Genomic DNA, 26,126 nt, shown 5'->3' with positions numbered 1-26,126 from the left:
TACCCAATTATGCAATTTACAAAAATAAAACAATATTTAATTATCTATTTTTATAAATTATATCTTCTCTCTTTGGACCATTAGAAATCATCTTAACAGGAACTTCCAATTCTTTTTCTATAAACTCAATGTATTCTCTACATTCGACTGGCAATTCTTCATAATTTCTAATTCCTCTAATATCTCTATTCCAACCTTTTAATACTTTCCAAACAGGTTTAGCTTTTTCTATCAAAGTTGTAGTTGGAAAATCTCTAGTAACTTTACCATCAATTTCATATCCAATACAAACTGGAATTTCTTCTAAATATCCTAAAGCATCAATAACAGTTAATACAGCCTCTGTACTTCCTTGAACTCTACAACCATATCTTGAGGCAACAGCATCAAAATAACCAACACGTCTTGGTCTGCCTGTTGTAGCACCATATTCACCCTTATCTCCACCACGTTTTCTTAATTCTTCAGCCTCTTCCCCAAAAATTTCACTAACAAAAGCTCCTGCACCTACAGCGCTGGAATATGCCTTAACAACTGTAACAATATCAGTAATTGTATAAGGTGGAATACCTGCACCAATAGCTCCAAAACCTGCTAAAGTTGATGAAGAAGTTACCATTGGATAAATTCCATGGTCTGTATCTTTTAAAGAACCTAATTGACCTTCAAGTAAAATCTTTTTACCATCTTTAATTGCATCATTTAAAAATTTTGACACATCACAAACATAAGGTTTGATTGCATCTCTCCAAACAAGCATAAGCTCATATAATTCTTTTGCATCAATTTTTTCTTTTTTATATAAATTTTCTAAAATTATATTCTTATATTCAACAACTCTTTCAACTTTTTCAAATAAATTATCATCAAATAATTCACTAACTTGGAAACCAATCTTAGCATACTTATCTGAATAACAAGGAGCTATTCCTGATTTTGTAGAACCAAAAGAATTTTTTCCAAGTCTTTCTTCTTCATAAGCGTCAAAATCAATATGATAAGGCATAACAAGTTGTGCTCTATCTGAAACTAAAATATTAATATCAGGAACATTTTTTTCCTTTAAATATTCAATTTCTTTAAGTAGATAAGGAATATTAAGTGCTACTCCATTTCCAATTACAGATGTTGTATGTTTATAGAAAACACCTGAAGGTAGTAAATGTAAAGCAAATCTTCCATACTCATTTATTATAGTATGCCCTGCATTAGAACCACCTTGAAATCTAACGATAATATCAGCATTTTCTGCTAACATATCCGTTATTTTTCCCTTTCCTTCATCGCCCCAATTTGCTCCTACTACTGCTTTAACCATAGTTAAAAATCCTCCTAAATATTAAAATAAAAATTTATAATAAAATCCAATATTATATAAATATATTGTCCAACTAAAAAATACAAGTCCCATCAAAGAACCAAAAACAACATCTGAAAACCAATGTACTCCAACAATGATTCTACTTATTGCAATACTAAGTCCAAACAAAAGTCCAACAGTCATCCAAATTGGAAATGAACTATGTCCACTAAATAAAACATACATCACAGTAGGATAAAAACTAAGTCCTATGCAAGAATGTCCACTCGGAAAGCTATATCCCCAATATTTTATATCACAATGTGAAACAGGACGTTCCCTTCTAAATAAAAATTTAAATGAATTTAAAAATATCATATTAAAAATTGAAGAATTTAATATTGCACTTGCCAATACATAATTCTTCTCTGAAACAGAATAAAAGAAAATTGGAAATATAATAATCAATGAAGTTACTACATCCCCCATTGAAGTTATATGTTTCATAGAAGATTTCAAAAATCTTAAATTATTATTTTGAAAAAAATTCTTCAATTTTAAATCTATTAAAAAATTCTGTTTTTTTAATTTATTTCCAACTATCGAAGTCAAAATAAAGACTACAACAGAAAATATAATCAAATATATCATTAACTCCTCCAAAAACTAAAATACAATCTTTTAGCCAAATTATAACAAAAATAACCCAATATAAAGCCAATAACAACATCAGTCGGCCAATGAACTCCTAAAATCACTCTACTAATAGCAACTAAAAAAATCAAAATATAAACAATCACATCAATTATCTTGCTATTTAATTTTTCTCTTAGTAAAAACCTAAAAGTTAAATAAAAAGAAGAGAAATTCATTGAATGACCACTTGGATAACTAAAACCATTCATATTTATTACAAAAAATTCAATCGGTCTTTGTCTTGATACAATCAACTTAATTAACTCATTAAGAGCAAAAGTAAAAATTAAAACAATAGCCAAAAAGACAAACTCTTTCTTTAAATTATTACAATAAAAATAAATTCCAAAAGGAATAAACAAAAACAAATAAGTTCTACTATTTCCAAGAGTTGTTATAAATTTAATAAAATTTAGAAGAATACTACTTTTAGTAAAAATATTATTACTTTGAATAAAAAACATAATTTTATAGTCGATACTATCCTTTAAATTAATATTTTTTAAATAAAAACCTAAAAAAACACTACAAACTAAAACAGTAAAAAACAAAATTATGAAATTTTGAAGATTTAATTTTACTTTTTTCATTTTATCCTCCTAAATCACAATAATTATAACATAAATTAAGCTATTAATCAAAATTTTTATAATTAACTTATAAAAAAACTACTATAAAATTATGTATATTGTAAAATTACAAAAATTTAATAGTAGTTTATTTCAAACAAATTAATCTCTTAAAAATAATTTTTAATATTATACAAAAAAGGTTCAGTAATACTACTGAACCAAAATTTTTTATTTATATTATAATCCTAATGCTTTTGTTAATTCAGCTTTATCGAAACCAACCATTTCTACATCGTCAACACAGATTACAGGAACGCCCATATGTCCTTTTGCCATTAATTCTTTTCTAGCTTCTAAATCTGTTGAAACATTCTTTTCAATGTATTCTACATTGTTTGCTTTTAAAAATTCTTTTGCTTGTTTACAATAAGTACAAGATTCACTTGAATATACTACTACTTTTGCCATTTTAATTTCCTCCTAATTTATCAATCAAAGTTTTTTGATTTTTTATTAATTTTTTTATACCCTAGAAATTTATCACTAAACAATTAAATTTCTTCATATTCTTTTGCAATTTTTTGAAATTCTATAAGTGATAATTTTTCAGCTCTTGTTCGTGGGTCTATATTTAATTTTTCTAAAACTTTAATAATTTTTTCTTTTTCAATTCCGGATTTACAAAATGAATTTAAAATTGTCTTTCTTCTATTTTCAAATCCATTTTTAATAAGTTTGAACATAGTTTTTTCATACTCAAATCTTTCTTTTTTAAGTTTCATATTGACAACTGCACTATCAACATTAGGTGCCGGAACAAAAACATTTCTTGAAACATTAAAAGCTATACTTGCATCTGCATAATATTTTACAAAAAGACTTATGCTTGAATTGTCTTTGCTATTCTCATCAGCTACAAGTCTTTGAGCAACTTCTTTTTGTACCATTACGGTTACAGACTCCAAGTCTAAATCACTTTCCAAAATTTTTGTTATAATCGGTGTTGTTACATAATATGGTAAGTTTGCAACTACAACTATTTTCTTTTGAGTAAATTTTTCTTCAATAAGTTTTTTAAAATCAATCTTTAAAGCATCTGACTGAACAAATTCAAAATTGTCATATTCACTCAATGTATAATCCAAAACTTCTTTTAATCTTGTATCAATTTCTATGGAAACAACTTTTCCTGCCTTTTCCAGCAAAAATTTTGTAAGAACGCCAAAACCAGGTCCAATTTCTATTACTCCATAATCTTTGTCAACTTCTGAAACTTCAACTATTTTTTCTAAAATATTTCTATCTGTTAAAAAATTTTGTCCAAAATTTTTAGAAAAAGAAAATCCAAACTTATCACAAATTTCTTTTATCACTGATAATTTATATAAATCCATTTTAAACTTCCTCTCCTAAAATTTTTTCGGTAGCTAAAAGCAATTCTTCTTTAGTTATTCCAAAACTGTTTAATCTGTTTACAAATTGTTTTGAATTACAGTAGCCAATTTTAAAATATTCACAAAGTTTTTCTCGATACATTTTGCTATTTCCTGTTCCACTTATTCCAAGTGAAATTAAATCACTCAAATCAATTTCATCTTTTCTTTCCAAAACTGTTACTTTTGCATTTTCAATCGCCTCAATTACATCTTCAACCTTTGCATTCTCAACGCCTACATTATCGCCTTTTAATGCAAGATTTCTACTTAAAAAAGCATTTTTACAATTTGGAACAACTCTATTTATATTTTTTCTAATCTTTTCTCCTGCATAGTCGGGGTCGGTAAATACAATTATCCCACATTTTTCATTTGCCTCTTTTAATCTTTTTAACAAATTTTTAGAAAAATGTGTCCCGTTAGTTGCGATAACATCACAATCAAAGGCTGATTTTACTTTTGAAATATCATCTTTCCCCTCAACTACTATTATTTCCTTAATTTTTTTCATATTAATCCTCTATTGAAAAAAGATTTCTAACATTACTATTTGTATTATAAATTAAATCATTTATTTCCATTTCTTTAAGTTCTGCAACTTTTTCAGCAGTAAATCTTACATACTTTGGCTCATTTCTCTTTCCACGATTCGGCTCAGGAGTTAAGTACGGACTATCCGTTTCCACAAGCAAATTATCAAGTGGAATAGTCTTTACCATTTCTCTAACATTAACTGCATTTTTAAAAGTTACTGCTCCGGAAATTGAAATATAATATCCAAGCTCCATAAATCTTTTTGCCATTTCACTTGAACCGGTATAACAATGCATTACTCCGACAACTTCTCCTTTAAATTCAGATAAAATATCGTAAGTATCTCCCATTGCATCCCTTGTATGAATTATAACCGGAAGATTTCTTTTTTTAGCTATTTCAAGTTGTTTTCTAAAAATTTCTTTTTGTTTTTCTCTTGGAGAATTGTCGTAATAATAGTCAAGTCCAATCTCTCCAATGGCAACTATCTTTTCGCTAAAAGACATTTCATAAATTTTTTCCAAATCTTCATCAGTTATTCCTTCAACTTCATGTGGATGAATACCGACAGCTCCATAAACTCTATCGTATTTTTTTACAATTTCTATAATCTTTTCACTTGATGCAATATCACAAGCAGGGTCAACGATAAAGTCAATCTCGTCATTTTCAAAATTTGAAATTATCGCATCTCTATCTTGGTCGAATTTTTCATCATCAATGTGGCAATGACTATCTACTATCTTCATTATGATACCTTTGTTCCTTCTTTCATATCACTTAAAACAGTCAACACACTCAAATCTTTATCGTCAGAGGCAGCAAGAATCATTCCATTACTTTCAACACCTCTTAGATTAACCGGTTTTAAGTTTGTAACAACGATAACTTTTTTACCTATCAAGTCCGTTTCTGAATAGAATTTTCTTATTCCTGAAACGATAGTTCTAACTTCATTTCCTAAATCAATTTTGAAAACTAAAAGTCTATCAGCTTTTGGGTGTGGCTCACATTCTAAAATCTTTCCAACTTTTAATTCAACTTTTGCAAAGTCATCTATTGTTATAGTTTCTCTTTCTTCTACAACTTCTTCTTTTTCTTTCTCTCCTGAATTTTTCTTCTTTCTAAATTCTATAAGCTCAGCATTTTTTTGAACAATTATCTCTAATTCTTTTTCAACATCAAGTCTGTCAAATAAGTTTTTGCCTTTACAAACTTTTGTGCTTTCTTTGATAAGACCAAATTTAGTTAAATCTTCATAAGAAAATTCAGAATAACCTATTTGTTCATTTATTTTTGATGAAGTTTCACTCATAAACGGCTTTATTAAACCTGAAATAATTCTAATGCTTTCAAGTAAATTGTAAATTACAGTCTTTAATCTATCAACTTTTTGCTCTTTAATCAAAGCCCAAGGAGTTGTTTCATCTATATATTTATTTGTTCTTCTAACAAATTTCCAAATTTCTTCAAGTGCCATTGAGAAGTTAAGTTTATCAATTAAGTCAGAAACTCTATCTCTTGTACTTGTTGCCATTTCAATTAAATCTTTGTCAAGTTCTGTTAATTCTGTTTGAGCAGGAACTAAACCTTCAAAATATTTTTCACACATTGCAACACTTCTTGAAACTAAATTTCCCAAATCATTTACAAGGTCTGAGTTAATTCTATTTAACATTTTTGAATAAGTGAAGTTTCCGTCTTGTCCAAAAGTAAATTCTCTAAGCATAAAATATCTTAAAGCGTCCATTCCATATCTTTCGATGATTGGTTCTGCGTAAACAATATTTCCTTTACTTTTACTCATTTTATCTTCATCGAATAAAATCCAACCATGTCCAAAAATTTTCTTTGGAAGTGGTAAATCTAAAGCCATTAAGATTGCAGGCCAAATAATTGCATGGAAACGCATAATTTCTTTACCAACTAAATGAACATCACAAGGCCAAAATTTATTGAATTTTTCTTCATCTGTTCCATATCCTATACCTGTTAAATAACAACTTAAAGCATCTATCCAAACATATACAACATGCTTTTCATCAAAAGGAACTTTAACACCCCAATCAAAACTTGAACGTGTAACAGAAAGGTCTGTTAAACCCTCTTTAATGAAACTAATCATTTCATTTTTTCTTGATTCAGGTTGAATGAAATCCGGATTTTCTTCATATAATTTTAGAAGTCTATCTTGATATTTAGAAAGTCTAAAGAAATATGTTTCTTCTTCACTAGGAACAACTTCTCTGCCACAATCAGGACATTTATTTCCCTCTACAAGTTGACTTTCAGTCCAAAAAGCCTCACAAGGAACACAATACATTCCCTTGTAACTTCCCTTATAGATTTCACCTTTTTCATAAAGTTTTGTAAAAATTTCCATAACATTTTTTTCGTGAGTTTTATCTGTACTTCTAACAAAGGCATCAAAATCTATATCTAAAGTTTTCCAAAGTTCTTTTGCACTTTCAACTATCGGGTCAATATATTCTAACGGTTTTTTACCAGCTTTAATTGCAGAATCTTGTAACTTTTGACCATGTTCATCAGTACCTGTTGTAAAAAATACATTAAAACCTTGAGTTTCTTTATATTTTTTCAAAACATCTGCAACTATTGTTGTGTAAGTATGCCCCAAATGTAAATTACTATTTGGATAATAAATCGGTGTTGTTAAATAAAAATTTTTCTTTTCCAAAATAATCCTCCTATCAAATCTTTATTTTACTTGCAAATCCAAAAATTTCTTCTCCCTCAACTGAAAGACCATTACAATAAACTACTTTATTTTTCATATTTTCATTGTATGGAGCAGAGAATCTGATATAATTTCTTGTATAACCCACAAGTCTATTTCCATTAACATTTTCTTCAAATAGCACTTCATGTCTATCTGAAAGTTCTTTTTTCAAAAATTCCGTTGTCATATCTTTTGCCAACAAAATTAATTCATTACTTCTAAGTTTCTTTATATTACCATCAACTTGTTCTTTAAAATCATAAGCCGGAGTTCCTTTTCTTGGAGAATATTTAAAGACATGAATTTTAGAAAATCCAATTTCTTTTACAAATTCTAAAGTTTCCTTAAAGTCTTCATCATTTTCTCCTGGAAAACCAACGATTATATCTGTTGTAAGAGCAACATTTGGAAAAATTTCTTTAATCATTAAAACTTTTTTTCTATACATATCCGTTGTGTATCTTCTATTCATAAGTTTTAAAATCTTATCGCAACCACTTTGTAACGACAAGTGGAAATGCTCACAAACTTTCTTGCAATTTTTAAGTCTTTCTAAGAAATCTCTCGATATAATTCCTGCCTCAATTGAACTAAGTCTAATTCTGTCAATATTTTCTATCGTAGATAATTTTTCTATAACATCAATAAGTCTAATATCATTTCCAAGGTCAAGTCCATAAGAGCCAACGTGAATTCCGGTTATAATTATCTCCTTATATCCGTTGTTTCCAAGTTTTATAGCCTCATCATATATATCATCAATCGATCTTGATTTAATTGGACCTCTTGCATAAGGAATTATACAGTATGTACAAAACATATTACAGCCCTCTTGAATTTTTATATATGCCCTTGTTTTGCTCTCCTGATTGTCGATTGACAACACATCGAAACCACAATCTTTTGTAAGCTCTGAAACAATATTAAATTTTATATTTGATTTTTTAGATTCTTCACATAATTCAACTATCCTAGCTCTATTTTTCGTACCGATGATTACATCAACATCATCAATCGCAGAAATCTCGTCCGGTGCAACCTGTGAATAGCAACCTACAACGGCTAAAATAGCATCTTTATTTAATTTTTTCGCTCTGGAAATAAATTGTCTTGATTTCCTATCGCTCAAATTAGTAACGGTACAAGTATTTATAACATATACATCGCATATATCATTTTCGTTACAAATCTCATATCCTCGCTTTTTAAATAACTCCTGCATGGCCTCAGTTTCATACTGATTGACCTTGCAACCTAGAGTTAAAAAACTAACTTTATTCATAAACCTCCTACATAAATTCATATTGTAAAATTGAAAGTAAATTTATGCCTGCAGTTTCTGTCCTTAAAATTCTAGCACCAAGTCCAATGCTATAAGCACCTTTTTGAGTCAGAGATTCAACCTCTTCTCTCTCAAATCCACCCTCTGAACCTATCAATATATAAATATCTTTATGGGTATTTTCTTCCTTTATCTTGGCAATTATATTTTTTAGAGAAATATTTTTATCCTCCTCATAAGCGACAAGCAAAATATTATCTCCAACAAAATCCATAATTTCATTAAACTGTATCAATTCATTAACTTTAGGAACAATCAATCTCTTTGACTGCTTTGATGCCTCATAAGAAATTTTTTGCAATCTTTCAATTTTTTTATGCTCTTTTTTTTCATCAAATTTTACAACACATCTTTTAGAATTTACCAAAGTTATATCAAAAACTCCAAGCTCAACAGCCTTTTGCACTATCAAATCCATCTTTTCACCCTTTGCTAAACATTGTAGCAAATGAATTTTTACATTTGATTCAGTATTTTCTAAAGATTTTTCTAAATTATATACAGAAATGTATTTATCACAAATCTGTATATTTCCAATATAAAGTGCTCCCGAAACTACAACTTCGATTTTCTCGTCCTCTGCAATTCTAAGAACTTTTTTTATGTGATTATAATCATCACCATAAATTTTAACTTCTCCGTCTATAATAGACTCATCTGTAAAAAATCTATGCATTTTTTCTCCTTGCAATAACACAAACCCAGTCTTTATTTTTGTTTACTTCCAGAATTTCAAAATTACTTTCAATCAAAGCATCTTCAACGTCTTTGTACTTTGAATCAATAATTCCTGAGCCGACAAAAATTCCATCATCTTTTATAAATTTACTTATATCTCCAAGTAATTTTACCAAGATATGTGCTAATATATTTGCAACAATAACATCAGCTTTTGAATTTAATTTTTCACATAAATCTCCATGATGAACTATAATTCTATCTTCAACTTTATTAAGTTTTGCATTGTCTAAAGTAGCCTCCACACCTAGAATATCAATATCTACTGCCTCAACCTTTTTGGCCCCAAGTTTTAAAGCTCCAACAGATAAAATTCCACTACCTGAGCCTATATCGAAAACTAATTTATCTTTTAACTCTAATTTTTCAAGAGCCTCTAAACATAAAGCTGTTGTTTCGTGAGTTCCTGTTCCAAAAGCCATTCCAGGGTCTAATTCAATCATAACTTCATTTTCGGATAAGTCATATTCTTCCCAAGTTGGTTTTATAATGAAATTTTTACCGACCTTTGTTGGTCTGTAATATTTCTTCCATTCATTAGCCCAGTCCTCAGTCTTTATCTTAGAATCTATCTTTAAAATGACTTTTTCATTATATTCCTTTTCAAATTCTGAAATTCTTTCATTTAAAAGTTTTAAATTTTCTTCAAGCTCATCATCATTTTTTAGATAAGTTTTAGCAGTAATAAATTCACTCTTAACAAAATCTTCCTCATCTAAAACTACCCAATAAGGCTTTTCTTTCGCAAACTCTTCATAATCTCTTGAATCTGATATATTTATACCATCAATATCAAATAAATAAAGTATTCCTACAATATTATTTTCATATTTATTCTTTACTACAACTTCAATTTCGGTCCAATCCATTATTCAAATAGCTCCTTTACTTTTTCAAAAAAGTTCTTCTTATGCTCTGTTAAATGTTCTTCTCTTTCATTAGAAAATTCTTTCAAAAGCTCTTTTTGTTTATCAGTTAAATTCTTTGGAGTAATAATTTTAACCTTAAAACTTAAATTACCCTTCCCATATCCATTAACATCAGAAATTCCTTTATCCTTTAAAGTAAATACAGTTCCTGTATCCGTTCCTTCAGGAATTGTATAAGTTTCTTTTCCTTCAAGAGTCGGAATTTCCACTTCTGCACCCAAAGTTGCCTCTGTAAAAGAAATTGGCAATTCATAAGAAACGTCGTTTCCGTTTCTTACAAAAAGTTCATGAGATTTTACTTTAAAAATTACATAAACATCTCCATTAGGTCCACCATTTTCTCCACAATTTCCTTGAGCCTTTAAAGTCATAATATTATTTGTATTTACACCCTTAGGAACTTTAATAGTGAATTTTTTTCTAACTAAAACATATTTTTTACCCTTACATTTTTCGCATTTTTCTTCTACAATTTCTCCTGTACCGTTACATTCGCTACATAATTCCTCAGATACAACTGTTCCAAAAAAACTTTGTCTTTGAACTCTAACACTACCACGTCCATTACATTTTTTACAAGTTACCTTTTTTGTTCCGGGTTTTGCGCCTGTTCCTGAACAAGTATTACATACAGTTTTTACATTTACAAAAATTTCTTTTTCTACACCATTAACTGCCTCAAAAAAATCTAAATCTAAATAAACTTCAGTATCTTGACCCTTTCTTGGACGATTTGAATTCCTTGAACTTGAACCAAATCCACTAAAGTCTCCAAATCCACCAAAGAAACTTTCAAAAATATCTCCCATATCTGAAAATCCACCAAAGCCTGAGCCACCTGATGCGTTTGAATTAAAACTTGCCTCTCCGTATGTATCGTACTTTTGCCTTCTATCATCATCGCTTAAAATTTCATAAGCAAAGTTTACTTCTTTAAAATTTTCTTCTGCCTCTTTATCATCAGGATTAACATCAGGATGATATTTCTTTGCAAGCTTTCTATAAGCAGATTTTAATTCTGCTTTATTACAATTTTTATCCACCCCTAAAATTTCATATAAATCTCTCATAATCTCTCCTAACATAAATAAATCATAATTTCTCAATATATTATTTTACCACAAATGTGATTTTCTTTCTAGTATTAAAGATTATTTTGAGTAACAAAAAAATTGCATTAAAGCTAATGCAATCTTCTTTTAAAAATTTTCTAATATTAATCTGGCAAGTTTATCTTCATTATGTCTTGAATAACCTGAAGTTTTACTTACTAACTTTTCTTCTAAGACTCTTATTTTTAATTTTTTTAAATATTCTCTTTCTTCATCAGTTAGTAACAACTGACTTGCACTTTTTCTTTTGTATTTTATATTTATTTCATCAGAAATTTTTTCGTTATTTACAATTATGGTATCAATCTTAATTCCCTCACAATGCTTATAAATTGCATTTAAATGGTCAATAACTTTGTAATTGAAAGTTTCTGTTGATTGATTAACAACATTTAAAACAAAGCATATTTTTGCCTTTGTATTAACTAACGCATCACCTATTTCAGAAATTAATAAATTAGGAATTACAGAGGTGTATAAACTTCCTGGACCTATTAAAATTACATCTGAATTATAAATTTCATATACAACTTCATTAAGTGGTTTTGCAAATTTTGGAGAAATAAAAACTCTATCAATTCTACTGCTGTTTTTATCTTCTAAGTTTAAAGCTGTTATATTACTTTCACCCTCAATTATTTCTCCATTTTCAAGCTCTGCAAATAATTTAATATTATCCAAAGTAACCGGTAAAACTTTCCCCGTTATTGCTAAAATATTTGAAGTTTCTTCTATTCCCAAGACAAAATCTTTGTATATATCAGCCATTGCAACTAAAAATAAATTTCCAAAATTTTGTCCTTTTAAATTTCCCTCTTTAAATCTATAATTCATCAATCTTTCCATAGATTTTTCTGTATTTGCAAGAGAAATTAAACAAGCTCTAATATCTCCGGGAGGAATAACACCTAAATCTTCTCTTAACATTCCGGAGCTTCCTCCATCATCAGCAACAGTTACAATTGCAGTAATATCTTTAAAATATTTTTTTAACCCTTTTAGTATAGTCGAACTTCCTGTCCCACCACCAATTGTTGTTATTTTAATATCTTCTACCATAGTCTTTCATCCCTATGAGAAATATTTACATTTGAATGAGATTTTTTTAATTCTATAAATAATTTTTCAGCTAAGCAAACAGAACGATGCTTTCCACCAGTACAACCAACTCCAATAGTAAGCATACTCTTTCCCTCTGCCTTATATTTCGGAATTAAAAATTCTAACAAATCTACAATTTTATTTAAAAAAGTATTTGAATCTTCAAAACTCATAACATAATTTTGGATTTCTTCATTTTTTCCGTTAAGCGCTTTTAATTCTTCAATATAATACGGATTAGGTAAAAATCTAACGTCAAAAACTAAATCTGCCTCTACTAAAATTCCGTTTTTAAAACCGAAAGATTCAATATTTATAACTAAATCTCTCTTATTTCCATTAAAGAAAAATGAATTCAATCTATTTTTAAAACCCGTTGGAGAAAGTCTTGTCGTGTCTATAATAATGTCTGACTTATCTTTTATATCATTAAGCATTTCTCTTTCCAATTCTATTGAATCAGATAAAGAGCCATTCGGATTTATCGGGTGTGGACGTCTTAACTCCTTATATCTATTTATAAGAGTTCTATTACTTGAATCTAAAAACAAAACTTTAAGTTCACAATCCATCTTTTTTAAATTTTGAATTGTTTCTGATAAATCTTCAAAAAATCTCGCTCTAACATCTATAACTATCGCAAGTTTTTCAATTGTTTTTGTGGAATTATTTATAAGTTCAACAAAGTCAACAATAAATTTTGGTGGCAAATTTTCCATACAATAATATCCCATATCTTCAAAATGATTAAGGGCTAATGTCTTTCCTGCACCACTCATTCCTGTAATTATAACTGCTTCCATAATCTAATCCTTTAAAATTTTTACTTCCATTTCCAACTTAACGCCAAATTTTTCAAAAACTATATTTTTTACATGGTCGATAAGTTCTAAAATTTCTTTACAACTTGCATTTCCTTTATTAACTACAAAACCGGAATGTTTTTCGGAAACCCAAGCGTCATTTATATGATAACCTTTAAGCCCTGAATCTTCTATTAACTTTGATGCAAAATGTCCTTCAGGTCTTTTAAATGTACTACCGGCTGAGCCGAAATTCAAAGGTTGTTTTGAATTTCTTTTTTCTCTTAAATCCTCATAAATTGCTTTTATTTCTTCTTTATTTCCTTTTTGCAATTTTAATTTTATTGCCAATGCTATATAATTTTTATTTTGAATTATACTATTTCTATAAGAAAATTCAAGTTCTTCATTTTTTAATTCTTTGACTTCGAAAGTATCCATATCCAAAACTTCAACAGTTTCAACTATGTCTTTCATCTCTCCACCATAAGCACCGGCATTCATATAAATAGCTCCACCTATGGTTCCTGGAATTCCTGAGGCAAATTCAAATCCGGCTAAAGAATTTTCTAATATTACATCAAAAACCTCTGAAAGCTTTGCGCCGGATTTTGCTATTACATACTCCCCTTCAACTTTGATTGTTGAAAATTCTTTCTTTAATTTTATTATAACTCCATTGTATCCTTCATCTGAAACCAGTAAATTTGACCCATTACCTATTACAAAAAATTTAATATTATTTTCTCTACAAATTTTTATAGCCTCAATTATATCTTCAACTTCTCTTGGCTCTATCAAAGCAATACAACTTCCACCAATTCCAAATGTCGTGTGATTTTTTAAAGGCTCATCGTATCTTACAATACAATTTAATTTATCAAATATCATATCTACCTACCTACTTTGTTTTATTTTTTATTTCTTCCATTATTCTCTTGCTAAGTTCCTCAGCTGCATTATAACCATACATTTTTTGACGCATATTTCTAGCTGCAACTTCAACAATCAAAGCAATATTTCTACCAGGTTTTACCGGAATTACAATATAAGGAAGTTCCATTCCCAATATAGTTTTATATTTATCATCAAGACCTAGTCTATCATATTCTTTATCATCTTTCCAATTTTCAAGCTCGATTATAAAATCTATTTCAGTAGATTTCTTTATTGCACCTACGCCATATAGTCTTTGAATATCCAATATCCCAAGACCTCTTATCTCTAAGAAATGTCGAATATTTTCAGGAGATTCTCCATAAAGTTTATTATCTATCTTTCTAATATCAACGGCATCATCGGCAACAAGTCTATGTCCACGACCAATAAGTTCTAAAGCAGTTTCACTTTTTCCTATACTACTTTTTCCAAGTATCAAAATACCCATACCGAAAACTTCAAGTAATCCACCATGTATTCTAATCTCTTCGCTAAGTTCATATTCTAAAATAGCATTCATTTTAGAAATTAATTTTGTAGTACCATAGTCAACTCTCAAAATTGTCCTATTATGTTTTTTAGCCAGAGAATAAACTTCATAAGGAACAGATATTCCATAGCTATAAATTAAAGCAGGAATTTCATAAGTAAAAATTTTATCAAAAATATTTCTTCTCTCATCAAAAGGCAAATATTTATTATAGTATTCATGTTCCGGTTGACCAATTATTTGAATTCTCTTATACGGAAAATTATCAAAAAAACCACAAAGTTGAAGTCCCGGTCTATTTACTTCATTAAAATCAATTTCTATATTTTCATAATTTTCACTTTTATAAACAATCTCAAGTCCAAGTTTTTCAACTAAGTCTTTTAGCAGAACACTTTTTTTCATATTATCCCTCACTATTAAAAAAATCAAAAATATTTTTAGCCGTCTTTTTATCCATTTTATCAACCATAGCAAGTTCATCTAAACTAGCTTTTTTTATCGCTGAAATACTTCCAAAATGTGATAATAATTTAATTTTCTTTATTTCTCCAACACCTTTTATCTCATCAAGTATAGAATTTTGTAATTTTTTATTTTGCAAACTTCTATGATAATTTATAGCAAATCTATGTACCTCTTCTTGAATATCAAAAAGAAATCTATATATATTTGTATATATATTTGTATTTATATCCAATTCAATGTAATTATCTTCAAAAATTATACCCTTAGTCCTATGCTTATCGTTTTTCACAAGTCCAATAACCGGAATGTTCAAATTTTTCTCCAAAAGAACCTCTTTTGCAACATTAACATGACCTTTCCCACCGTCCATAAGAATTAAGTCCGGAGTTTCTGAAAAACTGCTACCTGTTGAATTAATTTTTTCATCTAAAAGCCTATTAAATCTTCTTGTAAGCATTTCTCTATGACTTGAATAATCATCTTGCCCTACAACAGTTTTTATCTTAAATTTTCTATAATCTTTTGAGCTTTTAAAACCATTTTTATAGACAACCATACTTCCAACATTAAAATCTCCGGAAATATTTGAAATATCATAACATTCAATCCTATTTAAAATTTCAATATCTAAAATATTTTTAAGATAATTTATTGCTTGTAAATATTTAACGTTAATGCTCTTATTATCAAAAATATGTTTTGTTAAAATTTCGCTTGCATTCTTTTTCAAAATTTTCATTTGGTCAAATTTTACACCTTTTTTAGGATTTTTAACCAAAACAGAATTTTTAGAAAATACATTTGATAAGAATGATGAAATTTCATCTAAAAATCTCTCTTCTGCATAGTCTATATAAACCTCTTTAACATTACTATGATGATTTATATAGAATTGTCTTATTACATTTGAAAATAATTCTTCAAAATCCAAGTCCAAAATGTTTTCTACAATAAAATGTTTTCTATCAACAACAAGACCATCGTTTACAACAAAAATAGCAACTGTTAAAATATTCTCAGCATAAGCATAAGAAATCAAATGATATTCTTTAAATTTTTTTATATTAAAAATTTGTTTTGTAAACAAGTCATCTAATTCATTCAAAAAATCTCTATATTTCATAGCAAGTTCATATTCTTGCTTTGCAGATGCTTGTTTCATTCTATTAAATAAAATTTCTTTAACTTCAGTTGTATCCCCTGAAAGAAATTTTATTAATTTTTTTATATCTTTATTATAATTTTCTCTATCTATATTTTGAGTACAAGGTGCAGAACATCTCTCCAAGTAATAACTCATACATGGTCTTTGTAAAAATCTTCCCTTGTCAAAATTCAATTTACAATCTCTAACATTATAAATTAATATAGATAATTCCACTAATTTTTCCAAGTCTGAAATTGTAGGAAAAGGCCCAAAATATTGAGCCTTATCATTTTTTACATCCCTAACTTTTAAAATTTTAGGAAATTTTTCATTTGTAATTTTTATATAAGGATATTGCTTATCGTCCTTTAAATTTATATTGTACTTAGGTCTATTCTTCTTAATTAAATTAGCCTCTAAAACTAAACTTTCAGTTTCATTATTAACGATAATATATTCAAATCTATGAATATGCTCTACCATAGCTTGAACTTTTTTATGTTTATGATTTGTATTGAAATATGACCTAACCCTATTCTTTAAAGAAACAGATTTGCCAACATAGATAATCTTATCTTCCTTATCATACATTATATAAACTCCCGGAGAGTCCGGTAGCTTTTTCAATTCGTAATTTATATCAAATTCTCTTAAATTTCCTTGCATTGTTCTCTTAAATATTCTAAATCATGTCCACTTAAATATGGAGATAATTTTTCGTAACACATCTTATTATAGTCATTTAACCAAACAATTTCTTCTTTAGTTAATAATGACTTATCAACCGGTCTTGTGTCAATAGGTACAACTGTAAGATTATCAAATTTTAAGAATTGACCGAATTCAGTCATTTCATCTTTAACACAAACCATAATATTTTCAATTCTAATTCCATGACTACCACTAATATAGATTCCAGGTTCATCAGAAGTTACCATTCCAACTTCCATTGGATAATCATTTCCACCTGTAGCTATTCTTTGTGGACCTTCATGAACATTTAAAACATGACCAACCCCATGTCCTGTTCCATGGTTAAAGTTAATTCTGTTTTTCCATAGATTATATCTAGTGAAAGCATCTAAGTAACCACCATTTGTTCCTTCTAAGAACTTAGCGTCCATTAAAGCAATATGCGCTTTTAAAACTAATGTATAGTGGTAAATTTCTTCTTCTTTTAATTCTCCAAGAGCAATAGTTCTAGTGATATCAGTCGTTCCATCTAAATAATGTCCACCACTATCAATTAAGTATAAACCTCTTGGCTCAACTTTTACAGGATTTTCATGGCTTGGTTTATAATGTGGCATTGATGCATTTGCCCCATAAGCTGAAATTGATTCAAAACTGTCTTCTATGAATAAGTCTTGTTGCTTTCTGAATTCTAATAATTTTTCAGAAGCAATCATTTCAGTTATAGTTCCTGTAGGAACCCCAGTTTCTAACCAATTGAAATATTTAACTAAAGCAACACCATCTTTGATGAAAGCATTTTTAGTATTTTTTATTTCAATTTCATTTTTGTGAGATTTCATTATTGAAGTAAGATTTAGACCCTTAACAACATTTATGCCTCTAGGGATTGATGAATAAACAGCAACATTTGTTTTTCTAGCTTCTAAATATAAAGTTTTCTTTGATTCTATATTTGAAATATCTCTACCGATAAGTTCATAATCTCTAATTGTAATTTGATTTTCTTCCAAATATTTAATAACATCTTCTGATAATTTTGCTTTATCAATATATAAATTACAATTATTTTCAGAAACTAATAAATAAGAAATGACAACAGGATTGCATTGAACATCGTTTGCTCTAATATTTAAAACATAAGCAATATCGTCTAAAGAACCAATAAAATGATAATCAATTCCTTTATCTTTCATCATTCCTCTAAGTCTTGCAATTCTATCAGAAGTTGATTCTCCAGAATATTTTTCATCAAAAATATAAACTTTACTATCTGGACTTGCTGGACGACCTTCTTCATTCCAAATTTCTCCAACATAATCAACATCAGTTATAAATTCAAAATTAGGTAACTTTTTCATCAAATTTTCATATTCTGCAACAGAAGTATTATTACCATCAAAAGCAACCTTTGCCCTATTAGGAAATTCTTGTAATAAAAATTCTTCAATAGTAATTGAATCTGCAAGCCCCATTTTATAAAGTTCAACTTCACTTCCTGCTAATTCTTTTCCTGCTTGAATAAAATATCTACCATCAGTCCATAAGCCAGATTTTTTTGTAGTAATAACAGCAGTACCTGCTGAACCACTAAAACCAGTAATGAATTGTCTAGTTTTGTAATAATCTGCTAAATATTCAGATTGGTGTGGGTCTGAACTAGGAACAATATACGCATCTATATTTTTCTTGTCCATCAACTTTCTCAATTTTCTTATTCTTTCATTAATCATAACAATACCCCCTTAAAAATTTAATTTTAACAATTATATTATAGCATTGTAAATTTAATATTTCAATAAATTTTCAAACAATAATAAAAATCTTTTCCTGAACAAAAAAATAGATACCATTTCAAAAGAAATGGTATCTATTTTTTCAAATTTAATTATTTCTTATTTTTTAAATCTTTAGATATTAAAGCATCAAGAACTAATTCATAGCCTTCTGCTCCAAATTGTAATGATCTATTTACTCTACTAATTGTAGCAGTTGATGCTCCTGTTTCAAGTTCAATTTCATTGTAAGTTTTTCTAATTTTTAAAAGTTTAGCTACTTCTAATCTTTGAGAAATAGAATTTAACTCACGTAAAGTACAAACATCTTCAAAGAAAGCATAACAATCATCTTTAGTCTTTAACATTAAAATTGCTTCAAAAAACTCATCTAATTGTCTTGATTGTAATTTTTTTAAATTTGACATAACATACCTCCATTTATTTAATAATATTTTAACATTATTATACTTCATTATAAAACAATAGTCAAGTATTAAACTATTTTATAAAAGATTGGCGGGAATATGTGGGAATCGAACCCACCTAAGAAGCTACAAACTCCTTACGCTGGTTTTGAAGACCAGAGAGCACACCAGAACTCATCTACTCCCATAAAACAACATTATGTATTATACATTATTTTTTGAAAAAAATCAACATTTTTATGAAAATTTTTAATAAATAAGTTCTATCCACCAATCAAATGTGCTTAAATTAAGTAATTTACCTATTTTTCACCTAATTCTCCAATTATTTCTGTTATTTCATTAATTTTATTAACCCTATCAAACTTAACTCGCTTAATTGACTTAGAAAACACAGAAGAAATTAAAACACCGATTGCTATTGAACATGCATGAACCACTGTATTAATTCCACTGTCTAAAGCAAATAAATATTCATTTTTAGCAAAATACTCCATCGTTTTATACATTCCATATCCAGGAACCAACATTACAATTCCTATGTATAAAAATACCGTAGAAGGCATTTTTAATTTTACAGAAAAATATTCAGCAAAAAGCCCAACAACAACTGATGCAATTAAATTGCTAACTGCATTTCCAAAATATTTACTAGATAGATAATAAACTATCCAACTAATTGTTCCAATAACTGTACAATAAGGAATTGACTTTTTAGGAACAATAAAAAATACAGAAAATGCAACACTGGATACAACCGCACATAATACATTTAAAAACAAATCCATAAAATCACCTATCCAAAAATTCTAAGCATCAAAACTACACCTATCGCAATAGAAACTGCTGTAAATATTGCAGACATTATTCCTATTACACCTGACAAAATATCCCCTGATAAAATATCCCTCATAGAATTAGTTATCTGTATTCCGGGAAACAGTGGAATAATTCCTGCAATTATAATACTTGATACATTTTGTATATGAATAATCCTAGACATAGTCATTGTAAAAAGTGTAACTGTACTTGCAGATAAAAAAATTGTCAAAAAAGATGGTAATTTTAATTTTTCAACATAAGTCAAAAATGACATTTCAACTAACATTGCTAATGATGCAGGAATAAAATCACCTAAAGTTCCACCAAATATAAATGCCAAAAATGGTGCTGATATTGTAACTAATAAAATTATAGTTAAATTATTATAGGAATTTTTATTTTTTATATTTTTTAATTCTTTAAATGCTCCATCAATATCAACATTTCCTGAAACTATATTTCTGGATAACTCATTTAGCAATGCTATCTTTTCTAAATTTTTCCCCGAATCATTTACTCTTCTCATAGTTGTATAATTAGTACCATTATACACAAATGAAATTATCACCATATTACTTAAAGCAAAAGTATTAACTGCCTTTATGTTTTCAAAAGACTTACAAATTCTATTTATACTATCCTCTACCCTATAAACTTCAGCTCCATTGTAAAGCAAAGAATATGAAAATTTAATACTAAAATTTAATAATTTTTTTGCCTCAATATCACTGCTTATAGAATTATTCTTCATCATATTCATCTTCAATACGTTCTTCCATTTCTTTTAAATATTTTTTTCTTGAACGAACAACATAAAATATCGCTAAAAATAAAATTCCCGGAACAATTAAAAGTACTGGATTTTTAAATAAATTAGCTATAACTTCCATTCTTTCTTTATAATCTTTTTCAGATTTTTCATTAAATGCCTCTAATCTATTTTTCTTTTCTTCTTCAGTTAATTCATCATAATTTTTCTTAAAATCATCTTTAGGCTTTGTAGTCTTATTAGCCTCTAAACGCCTATTTTTTTCCATTTCAGTAAGATTAGGGACATACTCTCCCTTATTTATCATATTTTGAAATAATTTAACTTCAGAATTTTCCGGGTCTTTATCATTTGCAAGATACAAAGTTTCATAATTTCCTGAAGTTGCCTTAAAAATCCAAGTTAAATCTAAAGTATTATCTTTTTTTAGAATTCCTACAAAATAATCTCCCTTTACAGGTGTTAAAACACTATAACTATATTCTTTAAATTTAGGAACTTCTATTTCTTTTAAATTTTCTCCTAAAAATATTGTAGTAATCTTTACTTTAAATTTATCATTAGAATCATCAACAATATTACCTATAAAAAATGTTCTATAATTCATATCGTAAATTCTATTAGCTCTATCAAAATTATCATCTGCAAAAGAAATTTTAGAAGTAAAAGAAAAACTAAAAATAAAAATAATAGATAAAACAAAAACTTTTTTTAATTTACTTATATTAAAAATATTAAAAAATTTATTATTCATAAAATCACCTCTAAGTATATTTTACCATAAACTTCTAATAAAAAATAGAGAAGAAATAATTTCTTCTCTATAAATTTTAATTTTCACTAATTAGCATTTTCTTTATTTACTAATTTCATTAAGAAATAAACAACTACTCCAATCGCTAATCCACCAAGACCTATAATAATCTTTTGCATATCTGATTTATATAATAACCAAAAACTTACAACAACTGCAAAAATTGGAATTATTGGACCAAATGGAACTCTAAATGATGGTTGTAAGTCAGGACGTTTCTTTCTTAAAACAATTACTGATAAACAAGTTGGTACATATTGTGCAAATCTTGAAACTACACTGATAGCTGCTAAGATTGCAAATGAACCAATTAATGAACCATATAATCCTAATGCTAAAGTAATAACCCCTGTAATTATGATAGCAAGGTATGGAACATCTTTTGAATTTTTCTTAGCAATAACTCTTGGAATTAATCCGTCATTTGCTAAAGCAGCACCACTTCTTGGAGTTCCTATTGATGCAGCAATATTAATACCACCAATTGATACTAAAGTACCTGCTCCAACTAAGAATTTACCTGCATTACCAATTATTTTTTGGAAAGCATCTTGAACAGGAGCTTTAGAAACAGCTAAATCAGGTCCCAATATACCAATAGCTATACCAATAATTGCGATATAGAATATTGAACATAATAAAATTACTAATAGAATTGATTTAGGAACATCTCTTTCAGGATTTTCCATATCTTCAGCAGCAACAGCAATATTTTCAAAACCGGTAAATGCATAGAAAATTGTAAGCGCTGCAGCACCGATAGCCGCTCCGGATGACATAACTGAACCATCTTTTAATTTACCAGGAGTAAAGAATGGAGTAAAGTTTGAACCATTTATAAAGAACAAACCAACGGCGATAAAAATAATAAGTGGTAATAACTTTCCAGTTGTTACAATATTATTTACAATTTTTGTAGCTTTAATACCTGATAGATTAAGTACAGTAAGTAAAACAACTATAATTGTTACAATTATTGCTTTAACTAAATTTGGATTTGAAAAAGTATCTTTTGGTAATAATCCCATTAACGCTTCAGCAAAACCAACTGTCATTGTTGCCCAAGCAATAATAGCGATAGCCCACTTCATAAATCCTACTTCAAAGCCTATAAATTCTCCGAATGCTTCCTTAGCGTAAACATAAGGTCCTCCATTTTTCTTGAACATCCCACCAGCTTCGGCAAAACACATTGCTATACTAATAACCAAAATTGCATCAAAAACTGTTACCAAAAGTGCGGAAGGACCAACTAATGCCATTACTTTGTTAGGTAATAAAAATATACCTGAACCAATAATAGAGTTAAATCCTAATAGAATTATACTTAATAATCCCATCTTATTTTTATTGGTCATAAAAATTACACCTCCTATTTTTTACATTCTATGACTTTTTTTACAAATGCATTGAAAATTGCTTGAGATTTTTCGTTGCTTGCAGACAACATTTCAGGGTGCCATTGAACACCTATTACAAAATTATCTTCTGTAATTTTTTCAATAGATTCTATAACCCCATCAGAACTCTTTGCAACGACTTTAAATCCAGGAGCAACATCTTTTAATATTTGGTGATGAAAACTATTTACCTTATATTTTTCACCTAGAATATTTTTTAAGAAAGTTCCTTCTTCAAGCTCTACAAAATGAGTAGCTTGTGTAGGATTATCTACTTGATCATGTTTAATCTTAACAAAATCAGCATAAGATAAATCTTGATATAAAGTTCCTCCGTTAATCACATTAATTATTTGATATCCTCTACAAATACCAAAAATCGGTTTCTTTAACTCAATAGCAGTCTTATAAAGTTCCATATCAAAAACATCTCTTTCCGGAAAAAGTTCTCCAATTTTTAACATAGGGTCTTCTCCGTAGTAATAAGGGTTTACATCATGTCCTCCAGACAAAATAATCCCATCAACTTTTTCTACCATTTCTCTTGTAGCCTCTAAATCTTCATTGAATGGTATAATAAAAGGAATAGCACCAGCTCTTAATACAGCTTCAACATAGTCTTGATTAACATAAGACCTTCTATATCCAGAAAAGGCATTACCTTTATTAATTAAAATACTCCCTGAAATTCCAATAACTGGTTTCATAAAATACCTCCTAAAATAGTGTCTTGACAATTATATCATCAAAAACAAAAAAAATCAATATAAAAATAACTTTAATTCATAAATTAATGTATTAAATTTTCTTATCAATTAGCATTAATAAGTATTTATCATTACAAAAATATGAAAAATAATTTTTTAAATAGAATTTCAAAATAAAATATTATTAAGTTAAACTAAAAAATAATACTTATTAAAAGTTTACAAAAATTTAATAAATTGTCAGTGAGATAAATATATCCAATTAAATCAAAAAATTAAATTTATATAAATTTAAATAATTACTAAAGTGCCATCTATATGATAAATAAAAAAACTGAGGAATATTACTCTCCTCAATCTTAGTTATTAAAAGATATTTTAATTTAATAATTTATAAATCACTTATTTTTATATGTAAAAATCCTACAATTATCAATGAATATTTTAAGTTTTCAATCAGTAAATACCCTAATATACCACCAATGATAAAAAATAATATAGATAAAAGATAAAATTTAATTTTCCATACATCTTCTCTATATAGTTTAAGATATTCTCCAAAAGTAAATCCGGCATCTGTTAGATAACCGTTATATGACTACTCCTAACCAGCACTTATTTATATGTAATGAACATAGCGTTCTGCATAATATAAAAAAAACAACTACTTAATACTAAGATAGTTGTCTTTTGGCGTGCCATAGAGGATTCGAACCCCTGGCCTTTTGGTCCGTAGCCAAACGCTCTATCCAGCTGAGCTAATGGCACATAACAGAAAACTCAGAATAAATTCTGAGTTCTTGGAGCGGAAGACGAGATTCGAACTCGCGACCCTCGCCTTGGCAAGGCGATGCTCTACCACTGAGCCACTCCCGCATATATGGAGCTGGTGGGAGGACTTGAACCCCTAACCTACTGATTACAAGTCAGTTGCTCTACCAATTGAGCTACACCAGCATAATTGTTGGCGACCTGGATGGGACTCGAACCCACGACCTCTAGCGTGACAGGCTAGCATTCTAACCAACTGAACTACCAGGCCGTATTTGGTGGGCACAATAGGGCTCGAACCTATGACCCCCTGCTTGTAAGGCAGATGCTCTCCCAACTGAGCTATGCGCCCAAATATAACCTACATTTAATATGTATAATCTAAGATTATAAATCTTCAAAGTTTTCTCAGTTCTTCGTTTTCTACGAAAACTAGACTAAGTATCTTCGGACTCAACTTCGACTACGTCTTGTTTCATCTCGAATTCAACTTATCCCAACTGAGCTATGCGCCCAAATAAGTCCTAATATCCTAATAAAGATAAAAAAATGGTAGCGGAGAAGGGATTTGAACCCCTGACACTGCGGGTATGAACCGCATGCTCTAGCCAACTGAGCTACTCCGCCACATAAATGGTGACCCCACCGGGATTCGAACCCGGGTTACCGCCGTGAAAGGGCGATGTCTTAACCGCTTGACCATGGGGCCTAAATAATTGGTGCCGAGGACCGGAATCGAACCGGTACGATGAGTTAACATCGCAGGATTTTAAGTCCTGTGCGTCTGCCAGTTCCGCCACCCCGGCACAATTGGCTCCCAGGGTGGGGCTCGAACCCACAACCTACCGGTTAACAGCCGGGTGCTCCACCATTGAGCTACCTAGGAGTTTGGCTGTTTTCTAATCTCCCAATACGAAATGTATTAGTACCTTCGACGTTTAGGAGCTTGACTTCCGTGTTCGAGATGGGAACGGGTATATCCTCCTAGCTATCACAACCATACTTTTTTATTTAATTTTGCTGTTAAGCTCTGAGCTTTCGCAGTCGAAACTTACAATTTTTAAAAATTTCATATTTAAAAATTGAGTTTCTTTGCATCTGACCTACGACGCAATCATAGATTGCTGTTAGGTCATTAACTTCCGTGTTCGAGATGGGAACGGGTATATCCTCCTAGCTGTCACAGCCATACTTTTTTATTTAATTTTACTGTCAAGCTCTGAGCTTTCGCAGTCGAAACTTACAATTTTTAAAAATTTCATAATTAAAAATTGAGTTTCTTTGCATCTGACCTACGACGCAATCATAGATTGCTGTTAGGTCATTAACTTCTGTGTTCGAGATGGGAACAGGTGTATCCTCTTAAGCTTTCCGTAGCATACAACAAATATAAAATTATAATTGTTCAAATAAACAAAAAACCATTCTTTCGAGTGGTTTGTTTGGCTGTTTTCTAATCTTCCAATACGAAATGTATTAGTACCTTCGACGTTTAGGAGCTTGACTTCCGTGTTCGAGATGGGAACGGGTATATCCTCCTAGCTATCACAGCCATACTTTTTTATTTTGTAATATATTTCATTGAAATCCTCTAATTAAA

At 28.9% G+C, this 26,126-nt stretch carries 24 protein-coding genes, 10 tRNA genes and 2 rRNA genes; all 36 read right to left on the bottom strand.

What is annotated here, in order from left to right:
• Positions 1–40: 40 nt before the first annotated feature.
• A complete protein-coding gene (locus tag ACKTSI_RS03035; RefSeq protein WP_068471912.1) occupies positions 41–1,318 on the bottom strand; it encodes an adenylosuccinate synthase in 1,278 nt (425 codons plus the stop codon).
• A gap of 21 nt (positions 1,319–1,339) precedes the next feature.
• Positions 1,340–1,951, bottom strand: coding sequence for a phosphatase PAP2 family protein (locus tag ACKTSI_RS03030; protein ID WP_288979541.1), 612 nt, complete (start codon positions 1,949–1,951; stop codon positions 1,340–1,342).
• Entirely contained in the window at positions 1,951–2,586 is a 636-nt protein-coding gene (locus tag ACKTSI_RS03025) for a phosphatase PAP2 family protein (protein WP_308577313.1), read from the bottom strand. Before ACKTSI_RS03025 ends, ACKTSI_RS03030 begins: the two co-directional genes overlap by 1 nt.
• Before the next feature lie 219 nt (positions 2,587–2,805).
• Positions 2,806–3,036, bottom strand: coding sequence for a glutaredoxin domain-containing protein (locus ACKTSI_RS03020; RefSeq protein ID WP_068471918.1), 231 nt, complete (start codon positions 3,034–3,036; stop codon positions 2,806–2,808).
• A gap of 83 nt (positions 3,037–3,119) precedes the next feature.
• The gene (rsmA, locus tag ACKTSI_RS03015) at positions 3,120–3,962 is read right to left on the bottom strand and encodes a 16S rRNA (adenine(1518)-N(6)/adenine(1519)-N(6))-dimethyltransferase RsmA (protein ID WP_308577311.1); all 843 of its coding nucleotides are present in this window, start codon (positions 3,960–3,962) and stop codon (positions 3,120–3,122) included.
• A gap of 1 nt (position 3,963) precedes the next feature.
• A complete protein-coding gene (gene rnmV, locus ACKTSI_RS03010) occupies positions 3,964–4,515 on the bottom strand; it encodes a ribonuclease M5 (protein ID WP_068471922.1) in 552 nt (183 codons plus the stop codon).
• A gap of 1 nt (position 4,516) precedes the next feature.
• Entirely contained in the window at positions 4,517–5,287 is a 771-nt protein-coding gene (locus ACKTSI_RS03005) for a TatD family hydrolase (RefSeq protein WP_068471924.1), read from the bottom strand.
• On the bottom strand, positions 5,287–7,242 hold the full coding sequence (gene metG, locus ACKTSI_RS03000) for a methionine--tRNA ligase (protein WP_407863120.1): 1,956 nt from the start codon (positions 7,240–7,242) through the stop codon (positions 5,287–5,289). Before metG ends, ACKTSI_RS03005 begins: the two co-directional genes overlap by 1 nt.
• Before the next feature lie 7 nt (positions 7,243–7,249).
• Positions 7,250–8,560, bottom strand: a complete 1,311-nt coding sequence (gene mtaB / locus ACKTSI_RS02995) for a tRNA (N(6)-L-threonylcarbamoyladenosine(37)-C(2))-methylthiotransferase MtaB (RefSeq protein WP_407863067.1) — start codon at positions 8,558–8,560, stop codon at positions 7,250–7,252.
• A gap of 7 nt (positions 8,561–8,567) precedes the next feature.
• Positions 8,568–9,296 carry a 16S rRNA (uracil(1498)-N(3))-methyltransferase gene (locus ACKTSI_RS02990; protein ID WP_288868139.1) on the bottom strand — a complete coding sequence of 243 codons (729 nt, stop codon included), beginning with the start codon at positions 9,294–9,296 and terminating at the stop codon, positions 8,568–8,570.
• A complete protein-coding gene (gene prmA / locus ACKTSI_RS02985) occupies positions 9,289–10,227 on the bottom strand; it encodes a 50S ribosomal protein L11 methyltransferase (protein WP_407863066.1) in 939 nt (312 codons plus the stop codon). Before prmA ends, ACKTSI_RS02990 begins: the two co-directional genes overlap by 8 nt.
• Positions 10,227–11,357, bottom strand: a complete 1,131-nt coding sequence (gene dnaJ, locus ACKTSI_RS02980; protein ID WP_407863065.1) for a molecular chaperone DnaJ — start codon at positions 11,355–11,357, stop codon at positions 10,227–10,229. Before dnaJ ends, prmA begins: the two co-directional genes overlap by 1 nt.
• 129 nt (positions 11,358–11,486) lie before the next feature.
• The gene (locus tag ACKTSI_RS02975; protein ID WP_308577303.1) at positions 11,487–12,458 is read right to left on the bottom strand and encodes a YvcK family protein; all 972 of its coding nucleotides are present in this window, start codon (positions 12,456–12,458) and stop codon (positions 11,487–11,489) included.
• On the bottom strand, positions 12,452–13,303 hold the full coding sequence (rapZ, locus tag ACKTSI_RS02970) for an RNase adapter RapZ (RefSeq protein WP_311525808.1): 852 nt from the start codon (positions 13,301–13,303) through the stop codon (positions 12,452–12,454). The genes ACKTSI_RS02975 and rapZ overlap by 7 nt, the downstream gene beginning before the upstream one ends.
• Before the next feature lie 3 nt (positions 13,304–13,306).
• Positions 13,307–14,194: a UDP-N-acetylmuramate dehydrogenase gene (gene murB / locus ACKTSI_RS02965; protein WP_407863064.1), complete on the bottom strand. Its 888-nt coding sequence runs from the start codon at positions 14,192–14,194 to the stop codon at positions 13,307–13,309.
• A gap of 10 nt (positions 14,195–14,204) precedes the next feature.
• The gene (gene hprK, locus ACKTSI_RS02960; protein WP_201275087.1) at positions 14,205–15,137 is read right to left on the bottom strand and encodes an HPr(Ser) kinase/phosphatase; all 933 of its coding nucleotides are present in this window, start codon (positions 15,135–15,137) and stop codon (positions 14,205–14,207) included.
• Between the two features lies 1 nt (position 15,138).
• Positions 15,139–17,013, bottom strand: coding sequence for an excinuclease ABC subunit UvrC (uvrC, locus tag ACKTSI_RS02955; RefSeq protein WP_407863063.1), 1,875 nt, complete (start codon positions 17,011–17,013; stop codon positions 15,139–15,141).
• Positions 16,998–18,773 carry an aminopeptidase P family protein gene (locus ACKTSI_RS02950; protein ID WP_407863062.1) on the bottom strand — a complete coding sequence of 592 codons (1,776 nt, stop codon included), beginning with the start codon at positions 18,771–18,773 and terminating at the stop codon, positions 16,998–17,000. The genes uvrC and ACKTSI_RS02950 overlap by 16 nt, the downstream gene beginning before the upstream one ends.
• Positions 18,774–18,928: 155 nt before the next feature.
• The gene (locus ACKTSI_RS02945) at positions 18,929–19,243 is read right to left on the bottom strand and encodes a YerC/YecD family TrpR-related protein (protein WP_201275090.1); all 315 of its coding nucleotides are present in this window, start codon (positions 19,241–19,243) and stop codon (positions 18,929–18,931) included.
• 89 nt (positions 19,244–19,332) lie between these two features.
• Positions 19,333–19,429 (bottom strand) — tRNA-Sec (locus ACKTSI_RS02940).
• A 116-nt stretch (positions 19,430–19,545) separates the two neighbouring features.
• Positions 19,546–20,031, bottom strand: coding sequence for a threonine/serine exporter family protein (locus ACKTSI_RS02935; RefSeq protein WP_201275091.1), 486 nt, complete (start codon positions 20,029–20,031; stop codon positions 19,546–19,548).
• An 8-nt stretch (positions 20,032–20,039) separates the two neighbouring features.
• Positions 20,040–20,825, bottom strand: a complete 786-nt coding sequence (locus tag ACKTSI_RS02930; RefSeq protein WP_201275100.1) for a threonine/serine exporter ThrE family protein — start codon at positions 20,823–20,825, stop codon at positions 20,040–20,042.
• Entirely contained in the window at positions 20,806–21,588 is a 783-nt protein-coding gene (locus ACKTSI_RS02925; protein WP_407863061.1) for a hypothetical protein, read from the bottom strand. The genes ACKTSI_RS02930 and ACKTSI_RS02925 overlap by 20 nt, the downstream gene beginning before the upstream one ends.
• A gap of 86 nt (positions 21,589–21,674) precedes the next feature.
• A complete protein-coding gene (locus ACKTSI_RS02920) occupies positions 21,675–23,006 on the bottom strand; it encodes an APC family permease (RefSeq protein WP_288981014.1) in 1,332 nt (443 codons plus the stop codon).
• Between the two features lie 14 nt (positions 23,007–23,020).
• On the bottom strand, positions 23,021–23,755 hold the full coding sequence (locus ACKTSI_RS02915) for a gamma-glutamyl-gamma-aminobutyrate hydrolase family protein (protein ID WP_407863060.1): 735 nt from the start codon (positions 23,753–23,755) through the stop codon (positions 23,021–23,023).
• A 691-nt stretch (positions 23,756–24,446) separates the two neighbouring features.
• A tRNA-Arg gene (locus tag ACKTSI_RS02910) sits at positions 24,447–24,523 on the bottom strand.
• A 33-nt stretch (positions 24,524–24,556) separates the two neighbouring features.
• Positions 24,557–24,631: transfer RNA gene (locus tag ACKTSI_RS02905), tRNA-Gly, on the bottom strand.
• A 5-nt stretch (positions 24,632–24,636) separates the two neighbouring features.
• Positions 24,637–24,712, bottom strand: a tRNA-Thr gene (locus ACKTSI_RS02900).
• 8 nt (positions 24,713–24,720) lie between these two features.
• Positions 24,721–24,797 (bottom strand) — tRNA-Asp (locus tag ACKTSI_RS02895).
• Positions 24,798–24,802: 5 nt separating this feature from the next.
• A tRNA-Val gene (locus ACKTSI_RS02890) sits at positions 24,803–24,878 on the bottom strand.
• A 198-nt stretch (positions 24,879–25,076) separates the two neighbouring features.
• Positions 25,077–25,153 (bottom strand) — tRNA-Met (locus ACKTSI_RS02885).
• A gap of 7 nt (positions 25,154–25,160) precedes the next feature.
• Positions 25,161–25,235, bottom strand: a tRNA-Glu gene (locus ACKTSI_RS02880).
• Positions 25,236–25,243: 8 nt separating this feature from the next.
• Positions 25,244–25,332 (bottom strand) — tRNA-Leu (locus ACKTSI_RS02875).
• Positions 25,333–25,337: 5 nt separating this feature from the next.
• Positions 25,338–25,412, bottom strand: a tRNA-Asn gene (locus ACKTSI_RS02870).
• Positions 25,413–25,528: ribosomal RNA gene (rrf, locus tag ACKTSI_RS02865) — 5S ribosomal RNA — on the bottom strand.
• Positions 25,529–25,966: 438 nt separating this feature from the next.
• Positions 25,967–26,082: ribosomal RNA gene (rrf, locus tag ACKTSI_RS02860) — 5S ribosomal RNA — on the bottom strand.
• Positions 26,083–26,126 lie beyond the last annotated feature (44 nt).

Origin of the sequence: Parvimonas parva, assembly GCF_045866535.1 — a bacterium.
In the GTDB taxonomy this organism is placed as follows: domain Bacteria; phylum Bacillota; class Clostridia; order Tissierellales; family Peptoniphilaceae; genus Parvimonas; species Parvimonas parva.
The sequence above is the reverse complement of the archived record's forward strand: the minus strand, read 5'-3'. Positions and strand labels throughout refer to the sequence as shown.